10 protein-coding genes and 2 tRNA genes are annotated in these 15,234 nt (G+C 69.8%); 5 read left to right on the top strand and 7 right to left on the bottom strand.

All coding sequences use genetic code 11. The annotated features are described in order from the left end of the window. Positions 1-9 precede the first annotated feature (9 nt). The 4 genes from ACFPZN_RS36170 to ACFPZN_RS36155 all read left to right on the top strand — a co-directional run bounded on the left by ACFPZN_RS36170 (position 10) and on the right by ACFPZN_RS36155 (position 1,921). Positions 10-85: transfer RNA gene (locus ACFPZN_RS36170), tRNA-His, on the top strand. Between the two features lie 104 nt (positions 86-189). Further along, positions 190-1,146, top strand: coding sequence for a TIGR03557 family F420-dependent LLM class oxidoreductase (locus ACFPZN_RS36165; protein ID WP_378286952.1), 957 nt, complete (start codon positions 190-192; stop codon positions 1,144-1,146). A gap of 59 nt (positions 1,147-1,205) precedes the next feature. Next, positions 1,206-1,766 (top strand): response regulator transcription factor, encoded by a 561-nt coding sequence (locus tag ACFPZN_RS36160; RefSeq protein WP_378286951.1) that lies wholly within the window; start codon positions 1,206-1,208, stop codon positions 1,764-1,766. An 82-nt stretch (positions 1,767-1,848) separates the two neighbouring features. Further along, positions 1,849-1,921 (top strand) — tRNA-Lys (locus tag ACFPZN_RS36155). A gap of 560 nt (positions 1,922-2,481) precedes the next feature. Here ACFPZN_RS36155 and ACFPZN_RS36150 read toward each other — a convergent pair. From ACFPZN_RS36150 to ACFPZN_RS36125, 6 genes are all read right to left on the bottom strand, one after another. Further along, positions 2,482-3,417, bottom strand: coding sequence for a hypothetical protein (locus ACFPZN_RS36150; RefSeq protein WP_378286950.1), 936 nt, complete (start codon positions 3,415-3,417; stop codon positions 2,482-2,484). A 24-nt stretch (positions 3,418-3,441) separates the two neighbouring features. After that, entirely contained in the window at positions 3,442-3,705 is a 264-nt protein-coding gene (locus ACFPZN_RS36145) for a hypothetical protein (protein WP_378286949.1), read from the bottom strand. A gap of 317 nt (positions 3,706-4,022) precedes the next feature. After that, positions 4,023-6,206 carry a UvrD-helicase domain-containing protein gene (locus ACFPZN_RS36140; RefSeq protein WP_378286948.1) on the bottom strand — a complete coding sequence of 728 codons (2,184 nt, stop codon included), beginning with the start codon at positions 6,204-6,206 and terminating at the stop codon, positions 4,023-4,025. 64 nt (positions 6,207-6,270) lie between these two features. Next, complete coding sequence (locus tag ACFPZN_RS36135; protein WP_378286947.1) at positions 6,271-12,921, bottom strand: DEAD/DEAH box helicase; 6,651 nt, start codon at positions 12,919-12,921, stop codon at positions 6,271-6,273. A gap of 89 nt (positions 12,922-13,010) precedes the next feature. Then, positions 13,011-13,205, bottom strand: a complete 195-nt coding sequence (locus ACFPZN_RS36130; protein ID WP_378286946.1) for a DUF397 domain-containing protein — start codon at positions 13,203-13,205, stop codon at positions 13,011-13,013. Next, the gene (locus ACFPZN_RS36125) at positions 13,202-14,014 is read right to left on the bottom strand and encodes a helix-turn-helix domain-containing protein (RefSeq protein ID WP_378286944.1); all 813 of its coding nucleotides are present in this window, start codon (positions 14,012-14,014) and stop codon (positions 13,202-13,204) included. The genes ACFPZN_RS36130 and ACFPZN_RS36125 overlap by 4 nt, the downstream gene beginning before the upstream one ends. A 56-nt stretch (positions 14,015-14,070) precedes the next feature. Between ACFPZN_RS36125 and ACFPZN_RS36120 the strand changes: the two genes are divergently transcribed. Beyond that, the gene (locus ACFPZN_RS36120) at positions 14,071-14,544 is read left to right on the top strand and encodes an ATP-binding protein (RefSeq protein WP_378286943.1); all 474 of its coding nucleotides are present in this window, start codon (positions 14,071-14,073) and stop codon (positions 14,542-14,544) included. A gap of 22 nt (positions 14,545-14,566) precedes the next feature. Here ACFPZN_RS36120 and ACFPZN_RS36115 read toward each other — a convergent pair whose 3' ends face one another. Further along, entirely contained in the window at positions 14,567-15,211 is a 645-nt protein-coding gene (locus ACFPZN_RS36115; protein ID WP_378286942.1) for a recombination directionality factor, read from the bottom strand. Positions 15,212-15,234: the final 23 nt, after the last annotated feature.

Genomic DNA, 15,234 nt, shown 5'->3' with positions numbered 1-15,234 from the left:
CCGGCCACGGTGGGTGTAGCTCAGTCGGCAGAGCACCAGGTTGTGGTCCTGGATGTCGCGGGTTCGAATCCCGTCACTCACCCCACGCACAAGGGCCCGGCCGCCGGTAAACGGCGACCGGGCCCTTACGTGTAACCGAACCGCTCACGGGCAGACCTCCCCACTACGCACCGTCACCGGGAGGCATCCGTGAAGATCGGCTACAAGCTCTTCGCCGAGGCGTACGACCCCAAGGAGATCGTGCGGCAGGCCCGGCAGGCCGAGCGGGCCGGCTTCGACTTCGTCGAGATCAGCGACCACTACCATCCCTGGCTCTACAGCCACGGGCACAGCGGCTTCGTCTGGTCGATGCTCGCCGCGGCCGCCGCGAGCACCGAACGGATCGGGCTGGCCACCGGCGTGACCTGCCCGTTCATCCGCTACCACCCGGCGATCATCGCGCAGGCGGCGGCCACCACCGCGATCCTGTCCGACCACCGCTTCACCCTCGGCGTCGGGTCCGGCGAGCGCCTCAACGAACACGTCACCGGCGCCCCCTGGCCGTCGGTCACCGTCCGGCACGCGATGCTCCGCGAGGCCCTGGAGATCATCCGCCTGCTCTGGTCGGGCGGATACCACTCCTACGAGGGCAAGCACCTCGTCCTGGACGACGCCCGCGTGTTCGACCTGCCGTCCGAGCTCCCGCCCATCGCCGTCGCCGCCTCGGGCGACCGCGCCGCCGAGATCGCCGCGTCCCTCGGCGACGGCCTCTTCGCCACCGAGGCCGACGCCGACGTGATCGCCGCGTACACCGGGGCGGGCGGCACCGGCCCCCGCTACTGCGAGGTCCCCCTCGCCTACGCCAAGGACGAGGCCACCGCCGCCGCGTCCGCGCACCGCCTGATGCGCTTCGGCCTGACCGGCTGGAAGGTCCAGTCCGAACTCCCCAACCCGATCAACTTCGAGGCCGCCACCGCGTCCATCACCGAGGACGACATGCGCCGCGCCTTCGGCTGCGGCCCCGACCCCGACCGCCACGCGGAGGTCGTCCGCCAGTTCACCGACGCGGGCTTCGACCATCTCACCCTCATGAACGCGGGCCCCGACGTCGACGGCTTCTTCGACTTCTACGCCACCGAGCTGTCAGGCAAGCTCGTCGACTCCTGAAGATCGGCCGGTTATGCTCCGACGCAATAACCCGCCACTGACACCCCACCGGAGCCGGGATGAGTGTCGACGAAACGGCCCCCCTGCGCGTTCTCGTAGTGGACAAGGACCCCCGCGCCCGCGCCGACGTGGTCTCCCTCCTGAACGGAAGCACCGAACTGGAGGTCGTCGCCGAGACCTCCGATGACGCGATCGCCCTGGCCGAACGCCTGCGGCCCGACGTCGTCCTCCTGACCCCCCACGCGACCCACCACACCGCCCCCCTGAGCCGAGCCTCCCGGGTCTTCGTCCTGGCCCCCGACCGGGACGCCGCCGAACCCGCCCTCCGCGCCGGCGCCTGCGGCCACCTCGTCCCCGGCTCCTTCACCGTCCCCGACCTGATCCGCGGCCTCCGCGCCGCCAGCCGCCTCACCCTGGGCCTGTCCGCCCGCGAGGCCGAGGTCATGGACCTGATCGCCACCGGCCGCTCCAACGGCGAGATCGCCCGCCAGCTCTTCCTCAGCGAGAAGACCGTCAAGAACCACGTCAACCGCATCTACTCCAAGCTGGGCGTCGGCTCCCGAGCCACCGCCATCGCCCTCTGGCGAGGCATGATGAGCGTCCTCCCGGCCCAGGACTAATCGATTCGCACTGGTCCGCGCGTCCTGCTAACCTTCTTCCTGTCGCCAGGAGGGGACGCACCACCCCCCTCCACACCGACAGGCGCCGTTAGCTCAATTGGCAGAGCAGCGGACTCTTAATCCGCGGGTTCGGGGTTCAAGTCCCTGACGGCGCACCCGCCACGGCTTGGGCATTCGCAGCAGTATCGCGAATGCCCATCAGTCTTTATGGGCCCTTTTTGGCCCACCCACGCTGCTCCATGTTCGCTCGCCGTGACACCCGCGCCCCCAATGGCCATATCGGCGGCCGTTTCCCGGCCTCATGCGCCGCCGAAACGGCCCCCCGCACACCGCTGCTCTCGGCCGGGACGCCCTGTTCCTCTTCATCCCGGACCAGTCGGGGAACCGGCCCGATCGTCGCCCGCACGCAGGCGAGGGCCAACGCAGCGACGGCAGCAGTCTGCCGGGCCGCGATCACGGCACCGAGGAACGCGCCCACGGCCTCGACAGCGGTGATGACGCCCCAGGCCCGGGAACCGCGGTGAACTGGAGAGTGAGGATCCACACCCGCGGTGCGCGGTGAACTCCCGCCACCCGGCGCGCAGTTCCTGCCACGTCCCCGACGCAAGCGACCAACAGATCGAGCGAAGTCCTCACGGTTGCGAACTCGTCGGCTGTGACGGCGTGGTGCGAGGCTGAGCCCGCCGGACCCTACAGCGACGCGATCTCGTGACCGTCACTCGGGGAAGTCGTCGGGATCCACGTCCGAGGTGCGCGCGTTCCCGCCGACGACCTCCTGAAGGGTGATCCTCCATGTGCTGTACCGGATCTGGGTGGCTGTCCGGGTGGTGGTGTAGTCGAGCGGATCCTCGAACTTCTGGAAGGCGCACTCGCGGCCGAACGCCTTGGCCGCGCCGTCCCAGTTGGTGCCGCCGGTGAAGAACACCGTGTACGCGCCGTCCGGCACACCGTTGACCGTGTGCTTCTTACCCTGCCGGACGAAGACCGACAGCATCGGCTTGCTTCCCTTGCCGAGCGTCACCAGCGCGTCGTCCGAGCCGCCGCTGTTGTCGATGGTGAGCCGCCCGCTGCCACCGCCGCCGCCCGACCGGATGAGCGCCCCGTTGGACGGGCGCGACCCCGGCTTCTGGCCGGCGGACGGCAGCGTGAGCGTCCGCCGCCCGCCCGGCACCTTGGCCTGCACCGCCGCCATGGCGGAGCGGAGCGCGCCCGTGCCGTCCGCGTCGCCGATCTTGGCCCGGACCGCCGCCCCGGTGCACAGGTTCCGCGAGCCGACCTCGCCGCCCAGGCCGCCGACCACGCTCTCGAACCGCTCGAGGGCACTGACGAGGCCTGTGTGCTCCCGGGCGGCCTCGGCAGGCGGGGTGACCGGACGGAGCTTGGCGGCGGCCTGGGTCACGGCGGCCTTGACGTCGTTGACGCGACCCTGCAAGCCCTTGTACGCCTTGGCCTTCGCCAAGTCTGCCAGCTCGGTCTCCAGCGGATCGACGGCGCTCTTCAGCGTGGCGCGGTACTGCTCCATCGATACCGGCGTCGCGGACGGCGACCCCGCCGCACGCGAAGTTGGTGTCGTCCCGCCGCCGCACGCGCTCAAGCACAGCGCACCCGACACCGTCACGGCGACGCCCGTCGCCCTCTGCCACTTCGTCACAGCAGTATCTTGGGCCCCGCCCGATCAGGGATCAACGCGAATATCCACAGACGGCCTGAAACGGACGATCAGCCGGCCACCAGGCTGCCGGTCGGCGACCAGGGGAGCGGCCGCTCTCGTGCTCGCGCCGCCGCCGGACGACGCAGGTGCCGAGCCCGCACCCGGAGGCGCCGTGCTCGGGTGCATCAGGTAGACGACGGCCTTGGCCTCGAAGACGCCGATCGCCAGGGTCTCGCGGTCGAAATCCTTGGCGGTCCAGCGGCACGTCCCGGGTTCCGAGACGAGCATGTGCGGGTTGCCCCGGCGGCGCCTTGGAGGAGTTCGACGCCCTGGGGCGGCACGTCGCTCCACTCGGGGTCGGCCCAGAACGTCGCCGAGGCGGCGACAACGGCATGCGGGACGACGATGAGGTCGCCTGGTCCTGCAGGCCGTCAACGGCGAGAGCGGTCAAGTATTGCCGGTCTTCGTCGCTCAGTATCCCGATGGGGTCGAAACGACCTACTTGAGCGTGCCGGACGAGGTTCCAGCGTTGCTCGAAAGAACTGTCCCACCAGGGCCGGCCCCCCAGAGTGACCTTGAGGCAGGGCAGACCAGCGAAGAGCCGGCTACGTGCCGGGCGCGGGGAGGAACGGGCTGGGGGTGCCGTGCCACGTGATAACCAGAGAATCCCGGGCGCGGGTGGCGGCCACGAAGAGCAGGGAGCGGGCGCGCTGTATCTCTCTGCGGTACCGGACACGGTCGGTGGTCTCGTACTGGCGGACGTAGCTTTGGGGGACGAGCCCGTCCGCCACTCCTGCGATGATCATGTGCTGGTACTCCAAGCCCTTGAAGCGGTGCATCGTGCCGACGTGCACGACGTCGTCCTTCTTGGGGCCGTCCGGGCCGATGGCGGCGGCGAGGACGCCCGCCCTGCCCAGCTTGGACTCCACGTCGGCGACCATGTGCCGTTCCGGGACGCTGATGGCGATCGAAGCACCCGGCCCGTCGTTCCACTCGGCGACCTGCTCGGCGATGAGGTCCAGTTCCGCCTCCCAGGACGCGGCGGACCGCAGGACGGGTAGCGGGCCACGCAGGAGCGACCTGTAGCCGTCCAGGTCGTCCGTGCCGTCATCGAGGTCGTCCCAGGACTGCTCGCCGAGCAGGCCGAGCGCGGATCCGAGGATCTCGTGGGTGGTGCGGTAGCTGAGCGTCAGCCGGGACGAGCGCCCCCGGATGTTGATGCCGAGGCTGCCGAGAGAGACGTAGTTCTCGTAGATGCGCTGATGCGTGTCGCCCACGATGAACAGATCATTCGGGCCCTCGGGGACCATGGCCCGCAGCATCTTCCAGTGCGCGGCGCCCAGGTCCTGCGCCTCGTCGACGACGGCATGCTGATAGCGGGGCTTCTTCAGGGCGATCGAGGCGTCCTGTGCGTGGATGTTCATCTCCTGCGCGGCGTGCTCCCGAATCCGCTCGGCGCGGGCCATCTCCAGTCGGGCGGCACGCTCGGCGACCTGCCGGTAGGTCCACAGGTTCTTCTCGTCCAACCGCATGCTGAACTTCTCGACCAGCTTCCAGATCTCGTCACGTTGCGCGCGGCCGATGTTGCGGCCGCGTCCGGCGCGGCGGGCACGGAAGTAGGCGGTGCGCGAGTTGATCGCCTGACCGAGGATCACCTGGGTCCATTCCGCGTGCAGGAAATCGGCGTCCCAGGTCATGTGGCCGAGTTCGGTCAGCATGTCGCGCCATTCTTGAATGGCGCGTCCGTCGTCGATCCAGCGGCGGCGCCCGCCCGGCTCGGCCTTGCTGACGATCTCGGTGGCCAGCTTGTCGATGTTGACCACCCGGACCCGGGCGGCCAGCTCTTCCCCGCCCAGCTCCTTCAGCCGTTTCTCCAGGTCGGCTGCCAGATTCTTGTTGAACGTGGTGAGCAGCACGGCCTTGTCATCACCGGGCTGAAGCCGGTCCACCAGGTACTTCACCCGGTGCAGCGCGACGATGGTCTTGCCGGTGCCGGGACCGCCGCTGACCCGGGTGGCGCCGGAGTAGTCGCGTCCGACGAGCCGCCGCTGGGTGGGATGCAGGAAGACCTTCCAGCGGTCGAAGGCACCGTCGAGGACAGGGCGGAGCGCGACGTCCTCCGTTGTGACGCGGGTGGCGGGGCGGGCCAGCGCGGTCACGTAGTCCGTGGTATCGATCGACTCCTCGGCCGGCGCGGCGACCGGGGCGGTGACCTGGTCGTAGACCTCGTCGAAGGTCTTGCCTTCGTACAGCGCGAACAGCACCTCGCGGGTGTGCGCGGGCGCGTACTCGATGAGGCCGAGCAGCTCCTCCTCCGTGGTGATCTTCTGGACGAGCGGGAGCAGCGGCTCGGCGACACCGAGTTCACGCAGCCGCTCCTGCCCGTGGGCGGCGAACAGCGGCTCCGGTGACGGCGCGGGTTCCGGCGCCGGGGACGAGGCACCCGCCCGCACCGACACCATGTCCATGAACTCGATCGCACCGGTGACCTCGTTGATCTGGTACCGGTAGCGGTCGAGATTCTCGTAGACGTCCTTGCGGTGCCGAACGGCGACCAGGACGTAGTTGCGCCGATCGATGTGCAGCAGCAGCGCCCGGTACTCGGCGTTGACCCGCGCGGAGAACAGCCGGGGGCCGCCGCCCTTGAGCTGCTTGAGGCGCAAACCGGGGGCGTCAGGGTTCTCCCGGAACTTGTGCTGGAAGTCGTAGATCGCGCCTTTGACGATTCTGGGAAGTTTCCGGATCTCGTCGTCCGCCTCCTGCAGCAGCCGCAGCGTCGCCCCGCTCACGCGACCTCCTTCGTCGGCGCCGCGAGCAAGACTGCTGTGCTCATCGGTCCGCTCGCACGCTCGCTCACGTGTCCTCTCCCCTGATCCGCTCGTCAAGTTCGTCCACGGTCCACCAGCGGGCGGTGCGAACCTCCCAGTTCGCGCGCATGTACGCCTGGTACCGCTGGGTGGCCTCCTGGTCGTTGCCCGCCAGCACGACTCCCACCTTGCGGTCCGGCCAGGCCAGCTCAGCCTGCCAGGCGTTCTCGCCCAGTTCGTAGCCGATTTCGGGCACTGGCAGGCCGCGTTCCATGAGGCCGCGTGCCAGTTCGGCGAGCCCCGGTTCGTCGGGGTCGAGCAGGTCGAGCACCTCCGCCCACGCCGAGCCAGGCGGCGGCTCCATGGGTTCTCCGGCGCCGCGCGGGACGGGCTCGGCGGCGGGCTCCGCGGCCGCGGCCGCGGCCGCGTCCTCGGCCGACTCGTTCTCGTCCGGTTCGCCGCCCGGCTGGGTGGCCAGGCCGCCTGCCGTGTCGTCCGGGTCGAGGTCCAGCAGGCTCAGCTCACTGAACAGACCGTGGCCGCCGGCGGCGGCGAGGGCTCCGGTGTCGAAGGTGTCCAGTGCGGTCGCGGCGATTTGCCCGCCCTCGCCTCTCCCATGGGAGAGGAACTGGAGCAGGTTCCCCCAATACAGCCAGGCTTTCCAGCGGCGCCTGTGCGCCTGGTCGTCGTCGTGCACCGTTTCGGGACGGTCGTCGACGAGGGTGAACCCGCTCCATACGCCCGCGGCGGTGGCCAGCCCGACGACCGGGCACTGGGAAGCGTCCTCGGCGCGGAACAGCATCACGTCACCCTGGCGCACGGCCGGAGGGGTCTGCCCCCGCAACACGGCTGCCGCCAGTTCGGGGACGCGATCGGAGGGGCAGAGTGTGAACCACGACGCTCCCTTGGCGGCGCCGGCCACGGCGGCCTCCGCACGCCGCAGCCAGCGCTCCTGATCTGGATCGGCCAGGAAGGCGAGCAGGGTGTTGATGGGGCTGGTCCAGATCAGGTCGGGCAGCTCGGCGGGATCCAGGCCCGCCTGCCGGTACGTCTGCCGCGCCCGATCCTGCGCGACGCCACCGTAGGGGTGCCAGACGGGGTCGGCGGCTTCCTCGCCCGTCTCCCAATGGCGGATGTCGTCCCAGGTGAGCTGGAGGACCACCCGTCCGTGCGCGCGCAGCCGGGCGCGTTTGGCGGCGTCGTCGGCGAGCCGGTTGTGCCGCTGGGACGCGTGGTACTCATACCCGTCGAGGTAGACGGCGACCTCCAGCGGCGCGGCGTCCAGGCGCCGGAAGATCACGTCGGGCCGGGTGCCCTTGATGGCGCTCTGCAGGATCACCTGCCAGTGCACGACGGTTCCGTCGCGGCCGGTGACGCGCAGGTCGGCCGTGCGGCGGTCGTTGATCCGCCCGGCCGGGCCGAGCGCGCGCCCGGCCCCGGGCTCGGCGGCCCACGTGCGCAGCCCGGCGACGAACCGCGCCTCCAGTTCGCTTTCGACCTGGTCCCACAGTGAGATGTCGTCGGTGCTGGCGACCTCGGCGGACTCCCAGCCGTCCAGCAGGTCGTCCAGCATCTCCTCCGCCAGGCCCCGGTCGACGATGTCGAACTCGTCGTCGGCGGCGTGGGCGAGCAGGCAGCGGTGGCAGGCGCTCTTGGTGTCGTCGCCGGCGCACACGCAGTTCCCGACGACGTCCCGGGCGTGTTCCAGGACCTCCTTCAGCCCGGACTCGGTGGACAGCCGGTGCAGGTAGCCGGTGCCGCCGGGCAGCGTGTCGTACAGCACCAGGAAGCGCCGCTCGTGCCCGCTGTGGTGCAGGTGGTCGGGCATGGTGGCGGGGGTGATCCGCAGGTGGTCGGGGTCGCCGCCGTACTTGCGGGCGATGCCGGCCATGAGCGCGGCCTTGAACGTGGCGGTGCGCTCGGGGATCATCGTCGTCGCCACCGGAACCAGGATCCGCAGCGCCTCGGTCTCGAGTTCATGGGCGAGGATCATCCGCTCCTGCGGGGCGTCGCCGCCGCGCCGCTGGGGGCACCAGGGCCGGTGGTGGCTTTCGGAGAAGTCGTACCCGGAGGTGGCGGACCCCGCGCCACCGCCCGCCGGGTCGAAGCCCTGCTGGACGCCGCCCTGCGCGGTCTCGGCCGTCGCACCGCCGCATTCGGTGCAGACGACGAACGGTGAGATGCGCCTGAGCTCCCCGGCGAAGGGGTCCCCCGCGGGACGGTCCATCCGCAGCGGCCCGAGGTTGAAGGTGCGGATCTTGGCCTGGCGGGTGAAGTCGATGCCGAAGGCGCGGTGCGCGTGCCGCCACGATCCGGGGCGCTCGATGGTCTCGCCGGGGATGTCCACGGCCACGGCGCGCTCGTAGTAGCGGCGCTGCCGTTCGTCATGGTCATCGCGGATGCGGGCGTCGTCGCGGCGGTCGTGTGCGGTGACCTTGGTCGGGACCAGCACGGTATGGAGCGCGCTGCTGTCACCGATCAGATGGTTGCGGCAGCGCGGGCATCGGCTGGTGTCATCGGATGCGGGCGGGGTGCGGACGTAGCCGCACTTCTGGCAGATCCGCCATTTCTCGTAGGTGGGACGCTGCCGGGTCCCGACGTCCACGCCCGTGATCTGGTGCCGGTACCCGCGGATGTAGAAGTAGTTGCCCGGTGCGAGTTCGGTGAGCGCCTGGGCGGCGGAGCGCTCGTACTCGCGCAGTTCGCTGTGGTAGCGGCGGTCGGCTCCGCGCGGCGTCCCAGGGCGTCGTCCGGGACGGCCCGGCCCGGTTTCCGGCTCGCCGCCCGCGACCGGCCCGTCCGCGTCGGTGTTCCGCTCCTCCCAGGTGAGGGTGGCTTCCAGTGCGGTGGGGGTGTCGATCAGCGAGTAGTTGGGCAGCAGCCCCAACTCGACCATGGTGCCGTGCGCGTCGGCGCGGCCGATCTCCCCGATGCGCCTGCGGACGGCGTCCCGCTCGGCGCGCAGTTCACGCTGACGGGCGTTGTGCGTGGGGTCGGACTCCACCAGCGCCCCGATCGCCGCCTCGATCACCTCGGTGCGGCCGCGCAGGTCGGTGAGGCGCTCGTCCCAGAGGGCGGCGGCCCGGTCGATGGCCTCCCCGATGCCCTCCGCGGCGAAGGCACGCAATCGCCGCGCGGCCTCTTCGGTGAGGCCGCGCTCGGGCTCGCCGCCGACGGGGCCGAACAGGGCGAGAAACGGCTCGACCAGGGCGGGGCCGTGCTCCAGCGCGGCGGCGCGGAACCCTGTCAACCAGCCGGAGTCGCCGAAGAGGGCGGAGGCGAGCCGGGGCATGGGCAGGACGCCGGGAAGCGTGCTCTCCCGGGCGGCCAGGTCGACCAGGTGCGCGAGGTACTGGCGTTGCAGGATCTCGATGGCCGACAGGTAGCAGCCGGGCGGGACGATGTCCCCGGCGATCATGTCGCGCGGTTCGGCCAGGTAGTACCGTTCGCGCGCCCGGCGGCCGATGAAGGTGAGCAGGAGCGCGTTGCGGGTCTGGCGTCCCGCACGACCGGCCCGCTGCACGTAGTTGGCGGGCGCGGGCGGCAGCGACGCCATGACCACGGCGGAGAGGTCGCCGATGTCGATGCCCAGCTCCAGCGTCGGCGTGCAGGCCAGGACGTTGGGGTCGTTGTAACGGTTCCCCTCGCGGAACGCGCGTTCCACCTTCTCGCGCTGCGGGCGGGTGAGGGCGCCGGTGTGCTCCGCGGTGATCACTCGGAACGGGGCGCGCTTCTGGTAGAGCCGCCGGTAGTAGTCGTCCCGGAACCGCTCGTCCTGGTTGGCGGCCAGGTGCCCGCCGCAGCGGTAGCGCGGGCAGGGCGCGTCCACCCATTCGTGCAGGCGCAGGGGGTGGACGGTCTGCTTCCAGTTGCAGACGACGCAGTGGACGCCGGCGGCGGGCGCCTGGGGGTCGGCCAGTCCCCAGACCTGGATGTGGCCGGGCAGCAGTCCGTAGATCCTCGTGGTGCCGTCCCCTGTGGTGCGGCGCGCGAGGGCGCCCTCGTCTACAAGCATGTCGAGGACACGGCTGAGGTAGTGGGTGGCGCCCGCCGCGTCCAGTCCGAGGCATCGGGCGGTCCAGTACTGGTACCAGGAGGGTTGTCCGGCGGTCCCGTGAATCCCGTCGAACTCGCTGGGTCCCTTGGGCCGGTCCAGGACGAAGCGGGGTGCGGGCAGTCCCCGGGGAAAGGCGGGCATGCCGTCGGGCCGCCGTCCCCAGATGGTCAGGAAGCGTTTGGTCCCCGCCTGCTCGATCCAGGGATCGAGCCAGTGGTGCTTGATCCCGCCGCGCATCCGGATGCGTTCCAGCAGGCCTCGCACATACCGGATGAACATGGTCTCGTCGGGCATGCCCTCGAGTCTCGCGGCGGTGCCCAGGAACAGGTCACGGGCGAGCGTCCCGACGCGTTCGGGCTCGGCCAGCAGGACCTCGGCGGCGGCGGTGCGGGTCAGCTCCAGCGTGCGGCCCTGCCGGGAACGCAGGCCGAACTCCATGACGGTGGCGAACGCCAGCCGCTCGCCGATGAGGTCCCAGGTGCGGGCGGCCCCCTCGCTCTCCCCCGCCAGCAACGCGTCAACGTCGTCACGGTCGTGCAGGTCGGGCGGGACGACGGAGGGCAGGTACTCGGGCACGCTGGCCTCCTTCACCACCTCGGCCATCAGCTCGTTCAGCGGGACGGGACGCTCGGAGTCCAGCCCGCGGGCCAGCAGCAGCCGCAGCGAGAAGCCGAAGGAGCGGTTGGCGACGAACCCGGCCCGGTGCGCGGCGTCCTGGACGGCGTCGTTGAACAGCAGCGTCTTGCGCTGGGGGCCCTCGAGCTGACCACCGGTGAACAGCTCGGTGACGGCCACGGACGCCAGCGCGGCCAGCCCCGCTCCCAGGAATCGGGTGCCCTGCTCCATGCCGCAAGCGGGACAGTGGTCGTTCTCGGCGGCGCGAACACTCGTCCTGTTGTGGGCGATGTCGGCGAGCACACAGACATCGCGGGTGTCGCGGTTCTCGCCGAGATCTCTGGACGGGTCGAGCGGGCGGAGCCGGTGCCCTCCGTCGGTCAGGACCAGCACGGGCGGGCCCGGCTTGCCCTCGGCCTGAGCCTTGACCTCACTCTCCGTCGCCGTGATCATCGGGCGGACGCGGCCCTTCTCGGCGATCGCGGCCCGGTAGATGCGGGCGGGGTCGGTGTCGAGCTGCTGCGGGTCGCGTTCCGGGGAGATCGCGGCCCAGCCCGCCCGGCCGCAGTGCCGGCAGTAGATGGAGGGCAGCATCTCCCGCCCGCCGCCGGCCAGCGTGGTCTCCGCGTCCATCGGCGGGGGCGCCTCGCCGAACCATCCGAACCCGGGACGGGGCCCGACCGCGCGCAGCAGCCGCGACACCGCCCGGATCCACAGGTGCGTCTCGACATGCAGGATGGGACGCTCGCGGGAGTCGGCGACCTCGGTGGCGACCGACAGCAGCGCCACGAACCGGGACAGGGCGACGGCGGCCTGCGTGGGCGACCGGCGGACGGCGTCACCCCAGCTGTAGGCCCCCTTGAGAGGCAGGACCTCCAGGATCTCCTCAAGGGTCTTGGGCTCCCCGTCCAGCACTTCGAGCAGAGCGCGGGTGAGGATGTGGGCGCGCAGCTTCTCGCCGAGTTCGGGCGGCGTGAGCGCGCGGGTGCCGGTGACCGCCTCCATGATCCGGTCCATCGCGCCGGGGTCGTCGTGCGGGTCGGGCAGGGCCGCCAGCTCGTGGGGTTCGGGAATCGGCAGCCCGAAGTCGATCCTCCCCATCCATGCGTCGACCGGCAGCCGGTCCTCGCCGATCACCGAGCCCTCGGGGAACGCGGTACCGAAGACGGTCTCGGCCACCGCCCGGATCTGTGCCGCCGCGCCAGGCCCGCTCTGCCCCAGCGTCGCGCTCGTCGCGACCGGGCAGATCTTCCCGAGCGGCCTGCCGGGACGGCTGTGCCCGGTTGCCGCCGCCAGGCGCCGGATGAGCATGGCCACGTCCGTGCCCTGAGCCCCGTCGTAGGTGTGGAACTCGTCCACCACGATGTAGGCGAGGTCGGCGTCCTTCCAAAGCGGGAGGTCAGCGGCCCGCTGGAGTAGCAGGTCGAGCATCTTGTAGTTGGTGATGAGGATGTCCGGCCGCTCCCGCCGGATCACCGTCCGCCGCGTCTGCACCCTGGGGTACTCGGTGTCGGGGGTGTCACCGATGTAGAGCCCGGCGGTGACCTCCCCCAGGCCGGATTGGGACAGGTAGTCGCTGAGCCGCTTCGCCTGGTCGGTCGCCAGCGCGTTCATCGGGTAGAGAAGGAGGGCCTTGACCCCGGTCTTGCCCTTCTTGCGCTCCCGCCGGCAGTGGTCCAGGACGGGGTAGAGGAAGGATTCGGTCTTGCCCGACCCGGTCCCCGTCGTGATCAGCGTCGGCTGGGCTTCCTTGTTGAAGGTGCTGAGCCGCTCGAACGCCTTCGCCTGGTGGAGGTAGGGCGCCGGGCCGTCCGGCATGAACTCCAGCGGGTTGCGCCAGTCGTCGCCGACCTTGCGGAAGGGCGTCCGGATCCGCAGGTAGGGCCCACGGAAGATGCCCTGCTCGTCATGGTTGAGGAACCGTTCGAGCCCCTCGCGCACCTGGTCGTCCGCCAGCGCGAACGTCGTGGTGAGGTACTGGGTCAGATTGCGCCGCACCTCATCGGCTGCCAGCGTCGGCCTCACCACGCACCCCTTTCGTTCTGTGTCGTCCACCCGACCGGCCCGGCGCGGCGGGCCAGGTCAGGAGGCCCGCCGCACCCTAACGGAGGCCGTCACGGCCGGTCGAGGCCACCCGCCTTGATCTTCTCCACCAGCACCCCGAACACGGCACCGCTCACCGTGAACCGATCCCCGTCCGGGTCCTTGGAGTCCCGGATTCCGACGCCCTGCTGAAGACGCGCAAGCTCAACGCACACGTCGTCATTCGCTGTGCCGCTGTAGGAACTCTTGCGCCACTGAACGGTCATGGGTACCTCTCCAAGTACTGCTTGATCACGTCACGTGACCTCGCCTGAGATTCGGCCTTTGCGCCGATACGCTCGAACGTATCAACGTACGACTTGACCTCGTCTGCCATCTCGATCAGCCGTCCGCCTCCCTGGGCGCCCGCGTAGGCGATGTCCCGGTCAGGCAGGCCGATGAGCTGGAAGAACCCGTCGGCTCCCTCGTACTCTCCCGCCAAGAAAGGAATGATCCGCAGGATCACGTTCCAGCGATCCGCCATTTCCAGGAGATGCCGGAGCTGAGCCGCCATGACCTCTGGGCCACCGACCGGACGTGCGAGAGCGGCCTCGTCCAGGAGGGCCCAGATGCAGGGCGGGTGTTCCCGCTCCAGGATGGCCCGCTTCCTGGAGATACGCCCGGCCAGGACCGCCTCGCGGTCCATGGACATACTGAGTCGACCGTAAGCCTCGGTGTAGTCGTCGGTCTGGAGCAGGAGCGGCACTGCCTGCCCGTGGTAGACCTTGATGTCGGCCGCTTGCTTCTCGTGCTGGCTGTACTGGCGGAACCAGTTCGGATCGTGCGCCATGCGGGCGTACCAGAGAAGCAACTCGAACAGCCCACCCGTCTCGAACTTCACGTCCAGACGTCTCGCGTAGTCCACCTGGAGCTTGGCGCGCCCGGCTTCGATATTCGAAACACTCGATCGCGCCATCCCGATGATCTTCCCCCACTGAGCGAGGGACAGCCCTTCTTTCTCGCGTACGAACCGAAGGTAGTAGGCGAGGAAGTGCCACATCGAGATCTTGGGGTCTAGGGGGTCTCGAACGTTCACCACGGGCCCTCCAGGTTTTCGCCTTCTGTTGATACAGGCGAGAGTAGAGCGACCGCGTGATCCTTGCCACAAGAAAGCGACAACAAAGTCAGGGGCAGGATGACGTGACAACAAAGACGGACGAACTGATCCTTCCCATGCTGGCATCGGCAGCAGCAGCTGGAATGGCCAGAACGCTTACAAATGCCCGACTTATAAAGTGGGGCCACTCTCACATTTCGGACGACACGTTCCTCGTCGCTTCCGAATTGATCAACAATGCGGTCAACGCGACGCCCGGCCAACAGATCACGTACCGGCTCAGCCGGGAGGCCAAAGAGATCCTCGTGGCCGTCTGGGACTCGTCCGACCGTGTCCCGACACCCGGCCAGCCGACCGAGCCCACGCTCGACGATCTCGACCTCTCCCCCGAGCACTGGGACGACAACGGCGGCTGGGGCCTCAACATCGTCGCGACGATCGCCAGCAGCTGCGGCTATACGAGGGATCCCAGCGGAGGCAAGTGGGTGTGGGCCCGCCTCAAGCCCTGACGACTCCACGACGGGCGCGGGCCTAGCCAGACGCACCATGCTCATACGCACCACAAACCGCCAAGGCCGGCCTCTTGTACGAGATCACCCGCCCCTTGTACGGCCCACGCTCAGGGGTGAAGGACACCGTTTCAAGCTTGAGCACGCATGCAGCAGGCCCGCCAACACCCTCAAGGGCGTCCGCATACTCGTGCAGCACGCGAACCAGATCCCACGACCCCGATGTCATGCAGAACTTCCCGAGGCCAGGAGCGCCGAGCAGCCGAAACGTGATCCTCGTACGGGGCTTAGGCCCCCGTCCCGACTTCGCCGCAGCCTTGCGGTCTGCCACCAGCTCAGGGCACCCGCACGGCTGCCCGGGACGGTCACCACTCAGAAACGCCTGGCTATCACAGTGGTGAAGGATGGTCCCATCCATCCCCCACAGCATGAGGTCCGCCGCTATGGCGTCGGGGCCATCCAAGATCACCTCAACGGCATCGGCGTCCGTCAGGACCTCAATGTCGTCCTCGCCCTCGGTAACCCACTCCTCCGGCGTGCCACCCAACAGCGCGGCCACGTTGTCGGCAACACGCTGATCGCCGGTCGTCACCCGCCATCCGTCCAAGGCAACAGGCCTGCGCCCCTTAAGACGCCCCAACCGGAACCGCCCCACGACATCGGGCATGGAGCCAGCGGACGCATCAGAGA

The organism is Actinomadura rugatobispora (assembly GCF_042656285.1).
GTDB classification, from domain to species: domain Bacteria; phylum Actinomycetota; class Actinomycetes; order Streptosporangiales; family Streptosporangiaceae; genus Spirillospora; species Spirillospora rugatobispora.
The sequence above is the reverse complement of the archived record's forward strand: the minus strand, read 5'-3'. Positions and strand labels throughout refer to the sequence as shown.